Source organism: Azoarcus sp. DD4, from assembly GCF_006496635.1.
Lineage (GTDB): Bacteria > Pseudomonadota > Gammaproteobacteria > Burkholderiales > Rhodocyclaceae > Azoarcus.
In genome coordinates, this window is the sequence record NZ_CP022958.1 from 5,348,287 (window position 1) to 5,363,858 (window position 15,572).

The 15,572-nt window shown below is 69.4% G+C and carries 16 protein-coding genes; 8 read left to right on the forward strand and 8 right to left on the reverse strand.

Annotation, left to right across the window (positions count from 1 at the left end; translation table 11 throughout):
• Nucleotides 1-9: 9 nt before the first annotated feature.
• The gene (locus tag CJ010_RS24830) at nt 10-3,204 is read left to right on the forward strand and encodes an error-prone DNA polymerase (RefSeq protein WP_141020469.1); all 3,195 of its coding nucleotides are present in this window, start codon (nt 10-12) and stop codon (nt 3,202-3,204) included.
• Nucleotides 3,205-3,219: 15 nt separating this feature from the next.
• Here the strand turns inward: CJ010_RS24830 and CJ010_RS24835 are convergent, their stop codons facing one another.
• The 3 genes from CJ010_RS24835 to CJ010_RS24845 form a co-directional block, all read right to left on the reverse strand.
• Nucleotides 3,220-3,606 carry a carboxymuconolactone decarboxylase family protein gene (locus tag CJ010_RS24835; protein ID WP_141020470.1) on the reverse strand — a complete coding sequence of 129 codons (387 nt, stop codon included), beginning with the start codon at nt 3,604-3,606 and terminating at the stop codon, nt 3,220-3,222.
• On the reverse strand, nt 3,551-4,006 hold the full coding sequence (locus CJ010_RS24840) for a MerR family transcriptional regulator (protein ID WP_141020471.1): 456 nt from the start codon (nt 4,004-4,006) through the stop codon (nt 3,551-3,553). The genes CJ010_RS24835 and CJ010_RS24840 overlap by 56 nt, the downstream gene beginning before the upstream one ends.
• 124 nt (nt 4,007-4,130) lie before the next feature.
• A complete protein-coding gene (locus tag CJ010_RS24845) occupies nt 4,131-4,997 on the reverse strand; it encodes a YicC/YloC family endoribonuclease (RefSeq protein WP_141020472.1) in 867 nt (288 codons plus the stop codon).
• Between the two features lie 93 nt (nt 4,998-5,090).
• Here CJ010_RS24845 and CJ010_RS24850 point away from each other — a divergent pair, with 93 nt between their 5' ends.
• Genes CJ010_RS24850 through hemW form a run of 5 tightly spaced genes read left to right on the forward strand, consistent with a single transcriptional unit; the run spans nt 5,091 to nt 9,540 of the window.
• Nucleotides 5,091-6,041: a serine/threonine-protein kinase gene (locus CJ010_RS24850; protein ID WP_141020473.1), complete on the forward strand. Its 951-nt coding sequence runs from the start codon at nt 5,091-5,093 to the stop codon at nt 6,039-6,041.
• Nucleotides 6,042-6,052: 11 nt separating this feature from the next.
• On the forward strand, nt 6,053-6,973 hold the full coding sequence (locus CJ010_RS24855) for a PP2C family serine/threonine-protein phosphatase (protein WP_141020474.1): 921 nt from the start codon (nt 6,053-6,055) through the stop codon (nt 6,971-6,973).
• A 13-nt stretch (nt 6,974-6,986) separates the two neighbouring features.
• A complete protein-coding gene (gene rph, locus CJ010_RS24860; protein ID WP_141020475.1) occupies nt 6,987-7,706 on the forward strand; it encodes a ribonuclease PH in 720 nt (239 codons plus the stop codon).
• Between the two features lie 2 nt (nt 7,707-7,708).
• Nucleotides 7,709-8,305, forward strand: a complete 597-nt coding sequence (gene rdgB, locus CJ010_RS24865) for an RdgB/HAM1 family non-canonical purine NTP pyrophosphatase (RefSeq protein ID WP_141020476.1) — start codon at nt 7,709-7,711, stop codon at nt 8,303-8,305.
• Nucleotides 8,302-9,540 (forward strand): radical SAM family heme chaperone HemW, encoded by a 1,239-nt coding sequence (gene hemW, locus CJ010_RS24870; RefSeq protein ID WP_141020477.1) that lies wholly within the window; start codon nt 8,302-8,304, stop codon nt 9,538-9,540. The genes rdgB and hemW overlap by 4 nt, the downstream gene beginning before the upstream one ends.
• A 34-nt stretch (nt 9,541-9,574) precedes the next feature.
• On the opposite strand, the gene CJ010_RS24875 is transcribed toward hemW, so the two are convergent.
• The 5 genes from CJ010_RS24875 to thiS all read right to left on the reverse strand — a co-directional run bounded on the left by CJ010_RS24875 (nt 9,575) and on the right by thiS (nt 13,807).
• A complete protein-coding gene (locus CJ010_RS24875) occupies nt 9,575-10,084 on the reverse strand; it encodes a hypothetical protein (protein WP_141020478.1) in 510 nt (169 codons plus the stop codon).
• A gap of 64 nt (nt 10,085-10,148) precedes the next feature.
• A complete protein-coding gene (gene sppA / locus CJ010_RS24880) occupies nt 10,149-11,981 on the reverse strand; it encodes a signal peptide peptidase SppA (RefSeq protein ID WP_141020479.1) in 1,833 nt (610 codons plus the stop codon).
• A 44-nt stretch (nt 11,982-12,025) separates the two neighbouring features.
• The gene (gene trmB / locus CJ010_RS24885) at nt 12,026-12,766 is read right to left on the reverse strand and encodes a tRNA (guanosine(46)-N7)-methyltransferase TrmB (RefSeq protein ID WP_141020480.1); all 741 of its coding nucleotides are present in this window, start codon (nt 12,764-12,766) and stop codon (nt 12,026-12,028) included.
• Nucleotides 12,763-13,548 carry a thiazole synthase gene (locus CJ010_RS24890; protein WP_141020481.1) on the reverse strand — a complete coding sequence of 262 codons (786 nt, stop codon included), beginning with the start codon at nt 13,546-13,548 and terminating at the stop codon, nt 12,763-12,765. The genes trmB and CJ010_RS24890 overlap by 4 nt, the downstream gene beginning before the upstream one ends.
• A 55-nt stretch (nt 13,549-13,603) precedes the next feature.
• Complete coding sequence (gene thiS / locus CJ010_RS24895) at nt 13,604-13,807, reverse strand: sulfur carrier protein ThiS (protein WP_141020482.1); 204 nt, start codon at nt 13,805-13,807, stop codon at nt 13,604-13,606.
• Between the two features lie 384 nt (nt 13,808-14,191).
• Between thiS and CJ010_RS24900 the strand changes: the two genes are divergently transcribed.
• Complete coding sequence (locus tag CJ010_RS24900; protein ID WP_141020483.1) at nt 14,192-14,476, forward strand: hypothetical protein; 285 nt, start codon at nt 14,192-14,194, stop codon at nt 14,474-14,476.
• 356 nt (nt 14,477-14,832) lie between these two features.
• On the forward strand, nt 14,833-15,510 hold the full coding sequence (locus CJ010_RS24905; RefSeq protein WP_141020484.1) for a GntR family transcriptional regulator: 678 nt from the start codon (nt 14,833-14,835) through the stop codon (nt 15,508-15,510).
• The last annotated feature ends 62 nt before the right edge of the window (nt 15,511-15,572 follow it).

Consider the following 15,572-nt stretch of genomic DNA (forward strand, 5'->3'; position numbering starts at 1 on the left):
ATGCCGGTCATGACCATACCGCCGTACGCCGAGCTCCACTGCCTGTCGAACTACAGCTTCCTGCGCGGCGCCTCGCACCCGGAAGAGCTGGTGGAACGCGCCTGGGCGCTCGGTTACCGGGGCCTGGCGATCACCGACGAATGTTCGCTGGCGGGCGTGGTACGTGCGCACGTCGGGCTTGCCGAATTGCGCAAACAGCTGCGCGCCGCCGCCGACGCGCCCAGCGCCAGCGCGAACGACCGCCTGATCGCCGAACGCGCCGAGCAGTTCCGCCTCGTCTTCGGCGCCGAATTACGCCTCGTCTGCGGCCTCAGGCTGGTGCTGCTGGCGAAGGGCCGGGCCGGCTACGGCAATCTCTCGGCGCTGATCACCCTCGCCCGCCAGCGCAGCGAGAAGGGCAGCTACCGCCTGGTGCGCGCCGACCTCGACGCGATCTCGCCCGCCGGCGCGGTACCCGACTGCTACGCGCTGTGGCTGCCCGACGCCGCGTCCACCGCCGACGACGCGCGCTGGTTCGCCCAGCGTTTCGGCGAGCGCGCCTGGCTGGCGGTGGAGCTGCACAGCGGCGCCGACGATGCCGCCTGGCTCGCTCGCACTGCCGAACTCGCCGCCGCAGCCGGCCTGCCGCGGCTGGCGACGGGCGACGTACACATGCATCTGCGCGCCCGCCGTCCGCTGCAGGACACGCTCACCGCGATCCGCCTCGGCACCACGGTGTTCGAGGCCGGCACCGCGCTCCATCCCAATGGCGAGCGCCACCTGCGCCATCCGCTGCGGCTCGCCCGCCTGTACCCGGCGGAACTGCTCGAAGCCAGCGCCGGCCTCGCCGCGCAGTGCGACTTCCAGCTCGACACACTGCGCTACGAGTACCCGCAGGAGATCGTCCCCACCGGCGAGACGCCCGCCAGCTACCTGCGCAGCGAGACCCTGGCCGGACTGGCGCGGCGCTATCCGCAAGGCGTGCCGCCGGCGATCGCGGCCAGCGTCGAGCAGGAACTCGCGCTGGTCATCGAACTGGGCTACGAGCCTTTCTTCCTCACCGTCTACGACATCGTCTGCTTCGCCCGCCGCGAGGGCATCCTGTGCCAGGGCCGCGGCTCGGCGGCCAACTCCATCGTGTGCTACGCGCTCGGCATCACCGAGGTGGATCCGGCGCGCGCCTCCTTGCTGTTCGGACGCTTCGTCTCTCGCGAGCGCGACGAACCGCCCGACATCGACGTCGATTTCGAGCACGAGCGGCGCGAGACCGTCATCCAGTACATCTATGGCAAGTACGGCCGCGACCGCGCCGCGCTCGCCGCCACCGTGATCCGCTACCGCACCCGCGGCGCGCTGCGCGACGCCGGCCGCGCGCTCGGCTTCGGCCAGGCCCAGATCGACGCGCTCGCGCGTTCGCTGGCGTGGTGGGACAAACGCGACCAGCTGCCGGCGCGGCTCATCGAACTCGGCCTCGATCCCGCCAGCCCGCGGGTGGCGAAATGGCTGGACCTCACCGAAATGCTGGTCGGCTTTCCGCGCCATCTGTCGCAGCACGTCGGCGGCTTCGTCATCTCGCGCGGCCCGCTCGGCCGCCTGGTGCCGATCGAGAACGCGGCAATGCCCGAGCGTTCGGTGATCCAGTGGGACAAGGAGGATCTCGAAGCGCTCGGCCTGCTCAAGGTGGATGTGCTCGCGCTCGGCATGCTGTCGGTGATCCGCCGCAGCCTGGAACTGGTCGGCCGACGCCGCGGCGCGCCCTTCGCGCTCCCCCACATCCCGCCCAAGGACGCCGCCACCTTCGACATGCTGTGCGCGGCCGATTCGGTCGGCGTGTTCCAGGTCGAATCGCGCGCGCAGATGGCCATGCTGCCGCGGCTGCGGCCACGCCAGTTCTACGACCTGGTGGTGCAGGTGGCGATCGTCCGCCCTGGACCGATCCAGGGCGACATGGTCCATCCCTACCTCACCAACCGCGCCGACCCCGCCGCCACCGCGCGCACCCTCGCCCGCCTGCCCACCGACGTGCGCGCGGTACTGGAACGCACGCTGGGCGTGCCGATCTTCCAGGAGCAGGTGATGAAGCTCGCCGAGGTCGCCGCCGGCTTCACCCCGGGCGAAGCCGACCAGCTGCGGCGGGCGATGGCGTCGTGGCGGCAGAAAGGCCACATCGAGCGCTTCAAGCAGAAGCTGCGCGACGGCATGAAGGCACGCGGCCACGACAGCGACTTCGCCGACGCGCTGTGCCGCCAGATCGAGGGCTTCGGCGAATACGGCTTCCCGGAATCCCACGCCGCCAGCTTCGCGCTGCTCGCCTACGCCTCGGCCTGGCTCAAGCGTCACGAGCCGGAGGCCTTCCTGTGCGGCCTGCTCAACAGCCAGCCGATGGGCTTCTACGCACCCGCCCAGCTGCTGCAGGACGCCCGCCGCCACGGCGTGGCCCTGCGGCCGGTGGACGTCACCGCCAGCGCCTGGGATGCAGCGCTGGAAGACCTGCCCGCCGACCCCGACGCTGGCCGGCGGCCGGCGGTGCGGCTGGGCCTGCGCGAAATCTCCGGCTTCAGCGAAGCCGCCGCGCTGCGCGTGACCGAAGCGCGTGCGGCGGCGCCCTTCGCCGACACCAACGACCTCGCCCGCCGCGCCGCACTGGAGCGCCGCGAACTCGACCTGCTCGCCGCCGCCGGCGCGCTGCAGGCGCTCGCCGGCCATCGCCGCCAGGCCGCCTGGCAGGTCGCCGGGGTCTGCCTGCAGGGCGACCTGTTCGATGCCGCGCCGCCGCCCGAAGCCGCGGTGGCACTCGCGGCGCCCAAGGAGGCGGAGGAGCTGCTCGCCGACTACGCCGCCACCGGCTTCAGCCTCGGCCGCCATCCGCTGGCGCTGCTGCGCGCCCGCCTCGCCCGCGGACGCTTCCTTCAGGCCGCCGCGCTGGCGCGCACGCCCGACCGCGCGCTGGTGCGCGTCGCCGGCATCGTCACCGGCCGCCAGCGGCCCGGCACCGCGCAGGGCGTGATCTTCGTCACCCTGGAAGACGAAACCGGATCGGCCAACGTGGTGGTCTATGCCGGGCTCGCCGAGCGCCAGCGCCGTGAACTGCTCGGCGCCCGGCTACTGGGCGTGTTCGGCCAGCTGCAGCGCGAAGGCGAGGTGGTGCATCTGCTCGCCAAGCGCCTGGTCGACCTCAGCCCCTGGGTGGGTGGGCTGGATGCGCGCAGCCGGGACTTCCACTGAACGGCGGGCGCCGCCTCACGACGCCGCCGCGGCATCCTCGCCGAACACCTCGCGCGCGGCGAACAGGCCGTTGAGCGCGGCCGGAAAACCGGCATACACCGCCATCTGCATGATGGTCTCGACGATCTCGTCGCGGCTGACGCCGACGTTGAGCGCACCGCGGATATGCACCTTGAGCTGCGGCACGGCATTGCCCAGCGCGGTGAGCGCGGCGACCACCGCGATCTCGCGGCTGCGCAGGTCCAGCCCGGGGCGCGAGTAGATGTCGCCGAACGGAAACTCGATCAGGTAGCGGGCAAAGTCGGGGGCGATGTCGGCAAGGCTGGCGACGACGCGCTCGCCGGCTTCACCGTCGATCTCGCGCAGCCGCGCGAGGCCTGTTGCGTAACGGTCCTGTTGCATGGGATTCCCTCTCATCGGTGGCGGACGACGGCAGGGAACGCTCGATGTCGCGGTAATGGCCGATCTTGGCCTGCAGCGCCGTGGCGGCCTGCTGCATCGCTTCGATGACGGCCAGCACCTCGGCCAGATGCGCTTCGAGCAGCGCACGGCGCGCACCCGCGGTGGCGTTCCCCTCGCTGCGCAGCCGCGCGAACGCCTGCATCTGCCCGATGGGCATGCGGGTGGCGCGCAGTCGCAGCAGGAATCCGATCCATTCGAGGTCGGCCGCGGCATAGCGCCGCTGCCCGCCCGGCGCCCGGGCCACCGGCGCGATCAGGCCGATGCGCTCGTAGTAGCGCAGGGTGTGGGCGGACAGGCCGGTGCGGCGCGCGACCTCGTCGATACTCAGATGGGATTCCATGGGAACGATGCTAGAAGTTCGAGTGCGCTCGAAGTCAAGCACCGCGCACCGGCCGCGGTCAAATGCCGGCTACATCGCAGGCGGGCAGCGCGATGCGCCGCCGCGGGAAAAACGCTGCTGGGCCTCACTCGATGTTCTGCACCTGCTCGCGCATCTGCTCGATCAGCACCTTGAGCTCCATCGCGATGCCGGTGATGTCGGTAGCGGCAGACTTGGAAGCCAGGGTGTTGGCTTCGCGGTTGAGTTCCTGCATCAGGAAGTCCAGCCGCTTGCCGGCCGCACCGCCGGCCTTGAGGATGCGCTCGACCTCGTCGAGGTGGGTGGCGAGCCGCGACAGTTCCTCGGCGACGTCGATCCGCTGGGCGAACAGCGCCACTTCCTGGCGCACGCGGTCCTCGTCGAGCGAGGCCACCGCATCGCGCAGGCGGGCGGTGAGCTTGTCCTGGTATTCGGCGACGATGGCCGGCATGCGGGGCGTCGCCACCGCCACCAGTTCGCGCATGCGCACCACGCGCTCACGGATCATGGCGGCGAGCTTGTCGCCCTCGCGGCGACGGGTGGCGACCAGTTCGTCGAGCGCGGCCCCGGCCAGTTCGGCGATCGCCGGCTGCATCTGCTCGAAGGCGAGGCTGTCGTCGGCCAGCATGCCGGGCCAGCGCAGCACCTCGCCCACCGACATCGGCGCGGCATCCGGGAACTGGCGGCGCACCGCGGCCTGCGCTTCGGTGAGCTGGCCGAGCAGGGTGTTGTTGAGTGCCAGGCTGCGCGGCGCGGCGTCGTTGGCATGCAGGTTGAGCCGGCATTCGACCTTGCCGCGGGTCAGGCGCGCGGCGATCTGCTCGCGGATCGCCGGTTCGGCCTGGCGCAGGTCCTCGACGATGCGGAAGGACAAATCCAGGTAGCGGGAATTGACGCTGCGCAGCTCGAGATGAAGGCTAACGGGCCCAAGATCGCGGGTCTGAACCGCGAAACCGGTCATGCTGTGGATCATGGATGGGGGTCTCCGGGAAGCTGCCGTGATCGATTACACTGCAGGCCCATACAAGAAAATGCCGCGGGAAGCCGAATCTTAGCGCTCCACCAGATGCCGCCTCAAGCAAACTGCGCCCTCCCCGCCGGCTTCCAGCTCGATCGTTACCGTATCGAGCGCCAGCTGTCACTGGGCGGCTTCTCCATCGTCTACCTGGCGTATGACGAAGACGACGGCAATGCGGTGGCGATCAAGGAATACCTGCCGAACTCGCTGGCACTGCGCAAGGAAGGCCAGATCGAGCCCGTCGTACCTGAAGAAAACCAGCCCGCCTTCCGCTACGGCATGAAGTGCTTCTTCGAGGAAGGCCGTTCGCTCGCCAAGCTGATGCATCCCAACGTCGTGCGGGTGCTCAATTTCTTCCGCGCCAACAACACCGTGTACATGGTGATGCAGTTCGAGCGCGGCCGCACGCTGCACGACTACATCCAGAAGCACCGGGGCGATGTCGGCGAGCGCTTCATCCGCGCGGTGTTCACCCGCATGCTCAACGGCCTGCGCGAAGTCCATGCGCACAAGCTGCTGCACCTGGACATCAAGCCGTCCAACATCTACCTGCGCACCGACGGCACGCCGGTGCTGCTCGACTTCGGCGCCGCCCGCCAGACCCTGGCGCTCGAGCAGCCCATGCTCAAGCCGATGTACACGCCGGGCTTCGCCTCGCCGGAGCAGCTCGGCCACCGCGAGGCGCTGGGCCCGTGGAGCGACATCTACAGCGTGGGCGCCAGCATCTATGCCTGCATCGTCGGCTGTGCGCCGCCGCGCTCGGACGAGCGGGTCAAGCAGGACACGCTCCAGCAGATATCCAGATCACATGCCGGGCGCTATTCTGCCCAGCTGCTCGAACTGATCGAGTGGAGCCTGAAGCTCGACCCGCTCGAACGGCCGCAGAGCGTCTACACCCTGCAAAAGGCACTGATGCAGAAAGAGGCGGGCGAACCGATGCCGGCCTCGTGGTTCACCGACCTGGGCGCACGGCTCAAATCCTTCATCGGCCGCGGCTGACGGGAGCTCAAATGCGATTCACCATCTACCAGGAAAGCCGGATCGGCCGGCGCAAGACCAACCAGGACCGCATCGCCTACTGCTATTCGCGCGATTCACTGCTGATGCTGATCGCCGACGGCATGGGCGGTCATCTGCACGGCGAGGTCGCCGCCCATATCGCGGTGCAGTTCATCACCCAGGCCTTTCAGCGCGAAGCCCAGCCGCTGCTGCAGGATCCCGGCCTGTTCCTGTCGCGCGCGCTGGTCAATGCCCATCACGCCATCCTCGACTACGCGCTCGACAAGAACCTGCCGGAGGCGCCGCGTACCACGGTGGTGGCCTGCATCGTCCAGGAAGGCTTCGCCTACTGGGCGCATGCCGGCGACTCGCGGCTCTATCTCATGCGCCAGGGCAAGATCGTCGCCCAGACGCGCGACCACTCGCGCGTGCAACTGATGCTGGAGCAGGGCCTGCTCGACGCCGAAGGTGCCGCCCGCCATCCCGGCCGCAACCGCATCTATTCCTGCCTGGGCGGCAACCATGCGCCGCAGATCGAGTTCTCTCGCCGCACCCCGCTGCACGACGGCGACGTCTTCCTGCTGTGCACCGACGGCCTGTGGGGCCCGCTCAACAACGACGCTCTGGTGCTCGGGCTGGCCGACACCAACCTGATGACCGCCATTCCGCGCCTGCTCACCCGCGCCGAGACAAGCGCCGGCAGCAGCTGCGACAATCTGTCGGCGGTGGCGATGTGCTGGCACGACGACCAGGCGCAGGCCCTGCCGGACGCCGTGTCCACCCAGACCATGGCGCTCAACAACTTCACCACCCAGCTCGACGCCTTCCAGCCCAGCCGCACGCCGGCCGCCGGCGTCGAACTGTCGGACGACGACATCGAAAACGCGATCGCCGAGATCAATGCGGCAATCCACAAATTCTCCAAACCCTGAGCCTTACCAGCACATGCGACCCAGCCAGCGCCAAGCCGACGAACTCCGCCCCGTCACCCTCACCCGCCGCTTCACCCGCCACGCCGAAGGATCGGTGCTCGTGGAATTCGGCGACACCCGCGTGCTGTGCACCGCCAGCGTCGAAGAGGCCGTGCCCGGCTTCCTCAAGGGCAAGGGACGCGGCTGGGTGACCGCCGAGTACGGCATGCTGCCGCGCGCCACCCATACCCGCAGCGCACGCGAGGCAGCCAAGGGCAAGCAGACCGGCCGCACCCAGGAGATCCAGCGCCTGATCGGCCGCAGCCTGCGCGCGGTGGTCGATCTCGCGGCGCTCGGCGAACGCCAGGTGGTGATCGACTGCGACGTACTGCAGGCCGACGGCGGCACCCGCACCGCGTCCATCACCGGTGCCTGCGTCGCCCTGCACGACGCACTCGAAGGCCTGGTGGCCGCCGGCAAGCTCGCCGCCAACCCGATGACCGACTTCGTTGCCGCGATCTCGGTGGGCATCGTCGATGGCGTACCGGTGCTGGACCTCGACTATGCTGAAGACTCCGGCTGCGACACCGACATGAACGTCGTCATGACCGGCAGCGGCGGCATGATCGAGGTCCAGGGCACGGCGGAAGGCACGCCCTTCTCGCGCGCCGAGCTCAACGCCCTGCTCGATCTCGCCGATGCCGGCATCGGCCAGCTGATCGGCATGCAGAAGGCCGCCATCGCAGGAGCCTGACCATGAGCAAACGACTCGTCCTCGCCAGCAACAACGCCAAGAAGGCCGCCGAGATGCAGGCCCTGCTCGCACCGCTCGGCATCGAGGTCGTGCCTCAGTCGGCGCTCGGCGTCGCCGAAGCCGAAGAACCGCACGCCACCTTCGTCGAGAACGCCCTCGCCAAGGCCCGCCACGCCGCGGCCGCCACCGGCCTGCCGGCGGTGGCCGACGACTCCGGCCTGTGCGTGGCCGCGCTCGGCGGCGCGCCCGGCGTGATCTCCGCCCGTTACGCCGGCGAACCCAAGTCCGACGCCCGCAACAACGCCCTGCTGCTGGAAAGGCTGGCCGGCGCCGCCGACCGCAGCGCCTACTTCTATTCGGCGGTGGTGCTGGTGCGCCATGCCGACGACCCGCGCCCGCTGATCGCCGACGGCGAATGGCACGGCACCATCCTCGAGGCCGCACGCGGCGAAGGCGGCTTCGGCTACGACCCGCTGTTCTGGCTGCCCGAACTCGGCCAGACCGCCGCCGAACTCGACGCCGCGCTCAAGAACACCCTCAGCCACCGCGGTGCCGCGATGCGCCACCTGCTCGACCGCCTCAAGACCCATCCGCTGTGAGCGAACGCCGCATCATCCCGCTGACGCCGGCGCCGGCCCCAAGCGCGGCCGCCTCGGCGTTCTCCCTTCCAGAACGCCCGCAGCTCGGCGCGCCGCCGCCGCTCGCGCTCTACGTGCATTTCCCGTGGTGCGTGAAGAAGTGCCCCTACTGCGACTTCAACTCGCATGCGCCACGCGGCAGCGACGCCGGCATTCCCGAAGACGCCTGGGTGGATGCGGTGGTGGCCGACCTCGAAGCCGCGCTGCCGCAGGTGTGGGGCCGCCGGGTGCACAGCATCTTCATCGGCGGCGGCACCCCCAGCCTGATGTCGGCCGCGGCGCTCGACCGCCTGCTCACCGCGATCCGCATGCGCCTGCCGCTCGACCCGATGGCCGAAATCACGCTGGAAGCCAATCCCGGCACGGTGGAAGCCGGCCGCTTCCGCGACTTTCGCGCCACCGGCGTCAACCGGCTGTCGCTCGGCATCCAGAGCTTCGACGACGCCATGCTCGGCCGCCTCGGCCGCATCCACGGCGGCGACGAGGCCCGGCGCGCGATCGAAGGTGCGCTCACCCATTTCGAGCGGGTCAACCTCGACCTGATGTACGCGCTGCCCCAGCAGACGCTGGACGCCGCGCTCGCCGATGTCGACACCGCAGTGGCTTTCGGCGTCAGCCACCTGTCCTGCTACCATCTGACGCTGGAACCGAACACGCCCTTCGCCCACAGCCCGCCGCCGCTGCCCGACGACGACCTCGCCGCCGACATGCAGGACGCGATAGAGGCGCGACTGGCCGACGCCGGTTTCCGCCACTACGAGACCTCGGCCTTCGCCCGTCCCGGCCAGGAAAGCCGCCACAACCTCAACTACTGGACCTTCGGCGACTACCTCGGCATCGGCCCCGGCGCCCACGGCAAGCTCTCCAGCCATGAAGGCATCGTCCGCGAGATGCGCCACAAGCATCCGCAGCGCTACCTCGAAGGCGCGGCCCGCGGCGATTTCGTGCAGGAAAGACGCGAGGTGACGGTAACCGAACTGCCCTTCGAGTTCATGATGAACGCGCTGCGGCTCACCGGGGGCTTTCCGCGCACCTTGTTCGCCGCCCGCACCGGCCTGCCGCTGACGGCCATCGAGGCCGAGCTGCGCGACGCGCTCGAACGCGGCCTGCTGGCCATCGACGCCGAAACCATACGGCCCACCGAACACGGCCGCCGCTTCCTCAACGACCTGCTGCAGACCTTCCTGCGCGACTGAAACGCACCCCACACCGCCGCGCCTGCCCGAGGGCTCAGATCACCTGCAGCAGCTTGGTGCGCAACGCCTCGGCCTCGCGCCGCCCTTCGCGCGAGCCGACCAGGGCGTGGTACCACTCGTCGAACAGGCTGCGCAGCGCGGCGTGGTCCGCGGCGCGCTCGATGCGTTCCAGCAACGAGCTCGCCCCCAGGCCGCCGACGAAGGCGTTGATGGTGTTGCTCATGAAATTGCGGGCCTGCTGCAGCCTCAGGGTATCGCCGTCCGCCGGCAGCCCGGCGAAGGCGGTGATGGAAGGTAGCGCGCCGGCCGGGGCGGCGAACGCCCCGCTGTCGTCGCTCACGACCGCCACCTCGATATAGCCTTCCTCTTCCAGCATGCCCAGCGTGTGCTGGAGATCGTCCGACTGCAGCATGCCGCGCAACTCGTCCACCGTGCGCCGGCCATCGACGAAGATCAGTACCCGCCGCTGTCGCGGCGTCAGGCCGCCGGCCTTGCCGGCAATCTCTTCATGTCCCTTCGCTGTCTTGGCGAATACCACGGCCATGCTTCGTCTCCCCGCTGTTATTGTGCGGGGATTCTTGCATGACAGACAGCAGATTGGGAGCCGTCTACTCCGGTGCGGCGCACAGGCAGTGTACGTAGAAATGCTGCGGGTCGTTCCACTGCAGCAACGCGGCCGCCTCTGCCTCCAGCCCGGCCAGCAGGCGGCCGAGCGGCGAAGCCGGGACACCCGACGGCACGGCGTCGATGCCGGCGAAGGCCAGCAGACGATGCAGCAGGAGCCGGCCGGCCGACACCTCGGCCGCCGGCCACACCACGGTGTAGTGTTCCAGGCCGGCGCGCTGCGCCGCCGCCGCCACCGCGGCCTCGACGCCCCCCAGCCGGTCCACCAGGCGGAGGCGGGCGGCGGCCTCGCCGGTCCAGACCCGGCCGCGCGCCACCTCGTCCACCTCGGTGGCCTGCATGCCGCGCGCCTGCGCCACGACATCGAGGAAGCGCCGATAACCGTGTTCGATGCCGAGCTGCAGGGCATCCGCCACGGCAGGATCGAGCGGCCGCCGCGGATCGGGCAGGCCGGCCAGCGGTCCGGTGGTGACGCCATCCACGGTGACACCGAGCCGCTTGAGCGGCTGCGACAGTTCAGGAATCAGGGCGAAGATGCCGATCGAGCCGGTGAGCGTGCTCGGCGCCGCCCAGATCTCGTCCGCCCCGGCGGCAATCCAGTAGCCGCCGGACGCCGCGACCGAACTCATCGAAGCGATCACCGGTTTGCCGGCGCGACGGGTGAGCTCCAGCTCGCGGCGGATCAGTTCGGACGCCCACGCGCTGCCGCCCGGACTGTCGATGCGCAGCACCACCGCCTTCACCGCGGCGTCCTCGCGCGCTTCGCGTATCTGCCGTGCCAGGGTGTCGCCGCCGACCACGCCGGCCGGTTGCTCGCCGTCGGCGATCGCGCCCTGCGCCACCACCACCGCGACGCGGTCGGCATGCTGCGGCTTGGTCGCGCGCAGCGCGAACAGGTAGGCGGCGGCGTCGACCTGACGGAAATCCTTGCCGGAATTGTCGGCGCCGACCCGCTCGATCAGGCGGGCGCGCCATTCGTCACGGGTCGACAGCCGGTCGACCAGACCGGCGGCACGCGCGGCCTGCGCGGCATCGCCACCGGCCGCGGCCAGGGCGTCGCGGTAGCGCAGCACATAGGCGTCGAGCGCCTCCGGCGTCAGCTTGCGGGCGCCGGCAACGTCGCCGCGGAACACCTGCCACAATTCGTCGACCAGCGCCTGGGTGGATTCGCGATCCTCCGCCGACATGTCGCTGCGGGTGAAGGGTTCGGAGAAGGACTTGTACTCGCCGACGCGGAAGACGTGCAGCTTCACGCCCAATGCATCGAGTGCGCCCTTGAAGTAGGTGACATAGCGCGACAGGCCCTGCAGCAGCAGGAAACCGTCCGGCGACAGGTGCACCTCGTCAGCCAGCGCGGCCAGGTAGTACTGCGCCTGGGTATAGCGTTCGCCGCGGGCGAGCACTGGCTTGCCGGTGGCCTTGAAGGCGAGGATGGCCTCACGCAGCTCGGTCAGCTTGGAGAGGCCGCCGGCGCGCAGGTCGTCGGTCTCGATCACCAGCGCGCCGATGCGTTCGTCGTTGGCGGCGGCGCGCAGGGCTTCGAGCAGGTCGTTGAGCGCCACCTGGCCGCCGGCGGCTTCGCCGCGCAGCAGCGCCAGCGGTTCGTCCACCACCACCTGTTCGACCAGCACGCCGCTCGGTTTGAGTACCAGCGCCGCGCCCTGCGGCACGTCCGGCAGCGCGCGGAAGAAGGCGAACAGGCCGGCGACGATCAGTGCCAGCAGCACCAGGTTGAGCGTCGTGCGACGCAGCAGGTCCACGCCACGCCAGATGCCGCCCAGCACCCGGCCGATGAATCGGAACAGCCTACGCAACACGGTTCGCCCTCCTCGACGATCTCAGGGCCGGGCGCTGCCCGGCGTCAGCGGCGGCGGAAGACGAGATCCCACACGCCGTGGCCCAGCTTGAGGCCGCGGTTTTCGAATTTGGTCAGCGGCCGGTAATCCGGCCGCGGTGCGAAGCCGTCTGCGGTGTTCTGCAGCGAGGGCTCAGCGGCGAGGATCTCCAGCATCCAGTGCGCATAATGCTCCCAATCGGTCGCGCAATGCAGATAGCCGCCGGGGGCGAGCTTCTGCGCCACCAGGGCGACGAAATCGGGCTGGATCAGGCGGCGCTTGTAATGGCGCGCCTTGCGCCAGGGATCGGGGAAGAACACGTGTACGCCGGCGAGCGCGCCGTCGGCGATCATGTCGCGCATCACCTCGACGGCATCGTGCTGCATGATGCGCACGTTGGCGAGGCCGTTCTCGGCCACCAGCTTGCACATCGCGCCGACGCCGGGGCCGTGCACCTCGATGCCGAGGTAATCCTGCTCGGGATGCGCAACGGCGATCTTCGCGGTGGTCTCGCCCATGCCGAAGCCGATCTCGAGGATCTTGGGCGCGCTGCGGCCGAAGGCGGCGTCGAGGTCGAGCGGTGCCGCCCGGTATTCGATACCGATCTTGGGCAGCATGTCTTCCAGGTAGCGTTGCTGCGCGCCCGACATCCGGCCCTGGCGCAGCACGAAGCTGCGGATGCTGCGGCTGGAGAAGCGGTGTTCCGGGCGGTCCTGGGCGATCAGCTCGACCGCGCCTGCGGCCGGCTTGTGTTCCATATCGCTCATGAACCGATCAGCCCCGCGGTCGGCGAGCTCGGGTCGGCCGAGTAGAACTTGCGCGGCATGCGGCCGGCGAGGAAGGCCTCGCGGCCGGCCTCCACCGCCTTCCTCATCGCGCTCGCCATCAGCACCGGCCGGCCGGCGGCTGCGATGGCGGTGTTCATCAGCACGCCGTCGCAGCCGAGTTCCATGGCGATCGCGGCATCCGACGCGGTGCCGACGCCGGCATCGACCAGCACCGGCACCTTGGCGTTGTCGATGATGAGGCGCAGGTTCCACGGATTGAGGATGCCCATGCCGGAGCCGATCAGCGAGGCGAGCGGCATCACCGCGACGCAGCCGATCTCTTCGAGCATCTTGGCCTGGATAGGGTCGTCGGCGCAGTAAACCATCACGTCGAAGCCGTCCTTCACCAGGGTTTCCGCCGCCTTCAGGGTTTCCGGCATGTTGGGGAACAGCGACTTCGGATCGCCCAGCACCTCCAGCTTCACCAGCGCGTGGCCGTCGAGCAGCTCGCGCGCCAGCCGCAGCGTGCGCACCGCGTCGTCGGCGGTGTAGCAGCCGGCGGTGTTGGGCAGGATGGTGAACTGGTCCGGCGGCAGGGCATCGAGCAGATTGGGCTCGTCGGCGTTCTGGCCGATGTTGGTGCGGCGGATCGCAACGGTGACGATCTCGGCGCCGCTCGCGTCGATGGCCTCTCGCGTTTCGGCGAAATCCTTGTATTTGCCGGTACCGACCAGCAGCCGGGAGCGGTATTGCTTTCCGGCGATCACCAGGGCGTCGTTCATGGGGAAACCTGTGGGAGCTAGGGTGGGATAAAGGCGGTGGTGCGCAGCGTGGCGCTCAACCGCCACCGACCGCGACGACGATCTCGAGCCGGTCGCCGTCGACCAGCTGCGTCTCGCCGTGGCGCGCACGCGGCACGATGTCGCCGTTGCGCTCCACGGCGAGACGCTTGCCGGCGAGCTGGCGCTGTTCGAGCAGGCCTGCGACGGTGAGGCCGGCCTCGATCTCGGCGGGCTGGCCATTGAGGATGACGCGAATCATGCGGGGAAACCGGTGCGAATCAGGGCGGAAATCTTATCACGCCCCATCGCCGCCACCGGCGCACCGCCGCAGCGTCCGCCCGACAGTTGTCGACACCTGCCTCAAGCCCGCCATGCACATGAGCTTGCCGCCCCCCCGAGGCCTCCATGCGGGGTGTATTTCCTTGTCCCGATCTTTTTTGGATACAAGTTTGTATACTTTATTGTATCCATAAGCTAGATTCCAGGCAGTGCCCGGCACGCCGAGGCGCCAACTCCGTATCCACCACCCCGGAGGTCCTATCGATCGGCTCGCCCACCGCCGCGGCAGCGCACGCCGCCACCCACACCATCCCGTCCGCCCCGCCTCACGCGACAAACCACGACTTTTCACGAAGGAATCGCCATGAACGTACAGAACCTTGCCTATCGCCTGACCCTGACCGCCCTGCTGAGCTGCACCGCGGCCACCTTCGCCGCCACCGCCGCGGCCGAATGCAAGCTGCAACCGAACATCAAGGGCGATCTGCGTTGCGTGAAAGTGGCGACGGTCGCCGCTGCCGAGACGGCCATCTGTCCGCATGGTCCGGCGCTCAAACAGGCCTGTGCACCGCTGGCCGGCGGCATGGCTTCGCCACAAGCCGCCGACGGGCGCGTCGCCGCCGCTCCGATAGCTGCCGAATCGCGCTGACCGCCCTTGCCGGCGGCAGGCGGGCACACGGCAGGCGCACCGCCCGGGGAAGGCGATCGCCCCGACCGGCCTGTGCGAACCGCGTCGCCGGCACCGATGTTACGGCGGCCCTTCGCCAGCGCGTTTACGCTAGGCTATCCGCCATCCACATCGCTCGGCGGCGTATGGCGGCGATTGCGCCGACACGCTTCCCGGCGGCCATTTTCACGGAATGTGTGCCGTCCTCCGCGCAGGCCGCAAACGCCGACCGGCGCGGACAACGATGACAAAGACATCGACTGCGGACACACCACGGCACCGCCGGTCAATTCCCGAAACCGCCAGCGATGAGGCCCGAGTAAACGCTGCGAACCGATATGGCCCAGTCCAAATCCCATGCCCGCCTGTCCGAGACCGTCTACGAGCGGCTCAAGCAGGACATCTTCGATTTCCGCCTGTTACCGGGCGACCGCCTGACCGAGACGGAGCTTGCCGACAGCCTGCAGGTCAGTCGCACGCCGGTGCGTCAGGCCCTGTCCCGGCTCGAGCAGGAGGGTTACCTCAAGGTGGCCTTCCGCAACGGCTGGACGCTGTCGCCCTTCGACTTCGACCGCTTCGAGCAGCTCTACGACCTGCGCGTCGTGCTCGAACTCGCGGCGGTGGAGCAGATCTGCAGCGCCGCCGATGCGCCGGACCTGTCCGCGCTCGCTGCGATCTGGCTGGTGCCGCCGGAACAACGCCTGACCGACGCGCGCACCGTGGCCGAGAACGACGAAGCCTTCCACCAGGAACTGGTGATCGCCACCGGCAATGCGGAAATGGCGCGGGTGCACCGCGACGTGTCGGAAAAGATCCGCATCATCCGCCGGCTGGATTTCACCAAGGGCGAACGCATCCAGGCCACCTACGACGAACACGCCCGCATCCTGCGCCTGCTGCAGGCGCGCGACGCCGTCGGCGCCGGCAAGCTGCTGCGCAGCCACATCGAAGCCAGCAAGACGGAAGTGCGCGGCATCACCCTGCACATGCTGCACATGGCGCGCAACAAGCGCTGAAACGCCGTCCGGCGGCGGCCTTGTACGAAAAAGGCGCGGTCCCCCGCGCCTTTTTTGCTGTC

Excerpts from the sequence above, each read along its gene's own strand:
- CJ010_RS24830 (WP_141020469.1), top strand. The coding sequence starts at position 10 with ATGACCATACCGCCGTACGCCGAGCTCCACTGCCTGTCGAACTACAGC.
- CJ010_RS24840 (WP_141020471.1), bottom strand. The coding sequence starts at position 4,006 with ATGGAATCCCATCTGAGTATCGACGAGGTCGCGCGCCGCACCGGCCTG.
- CJ010_RS24845 (WP_141020472.1), bottom strand. The coding sequence starts at position 4,997 with ATGATCCACAGCATGACCGGTTTCGCGGTTCAGACCCGCGATCTTGGG.
- CJ010_RS24835 (WP_141020470.1), bottom strand. The coding sequence starts at position 3,606 with ATGCAACAGGACCGTTACGCAACAGGCCTCGCGCGGCTGCGCGAGATC.
- CJ010_RS24850 (WP_141020473.1), top strand. The coding sequence starts at position 5,091 with ATGCCGCCTCAAGCAAACTGCGCCCTCCCCGCCGGCTTCCAGCTCGAT.
- CJ010_RS24900 (WP_141020483.1), top strand. The coding sequence starts at position 14,192 with ATGAACGTACAGAACCTTGCCTATCGCCTGACCCTGACCGCCCTGCTG.
- rph (WP_141020475.1), top strand. The coding sequence starts at position 6,987 with ATGCGACCCAGCCAGCGCCAAGCCGACGAACTCCGCCCCGTCACCCTC.
- CJ010_RS24905 (WP_141020484.1), top strand. The coding sequence starts at position 14,833 with ATGGCCCAGTCCAAATCCCATGCCCGCCTGTCCGAGACCGTCTACGAG.
- trmB (WP_141020480.1), bottom strand. The coding sequence starts at position 12,766 with ATGAGCGATATGGAACACAAGCCGGCCGCAGGCGCGGTCGAGCTGATC.
- CJ010_RS24890 (WP_141020481.1), bottom strand. The coding sequence starts at position 13,548 with ATGAACGACGCCCTGGTGATCGCCGGAAAGCAATACCGCTCCCGGCTG.
- CJ010_RS24875 (WP_141020478.1), bottom strand. The coding sequence starts at position 10,084 with ATGGCCGTGGTATTCGCCAAGACAGCGAAGGGACATGAAGAGATTGCC.
- CJ010_RS24855 (WP_141020474.1), top strand. The coding sequence starts at position 6,053 with ATGCGATTCACCATCTACCAGGAAAGCCGGATCGGCCGGCGCAAGACC.
- thiS (WP_141020482.1), bottom strand. The coding sequence starts at position 13,807 with ATGATTCGCGTCATCCTCAATGGCCAGCCCGCCGAGATCGAGGCCGGC.
- rdgB (WP_141020476.1), top strand. The coding sequence starts at position 7,709 with ATGAGCAAACGACTCGTCCTCGCCAGCAACAACGCCAAGAAGGCCGCC.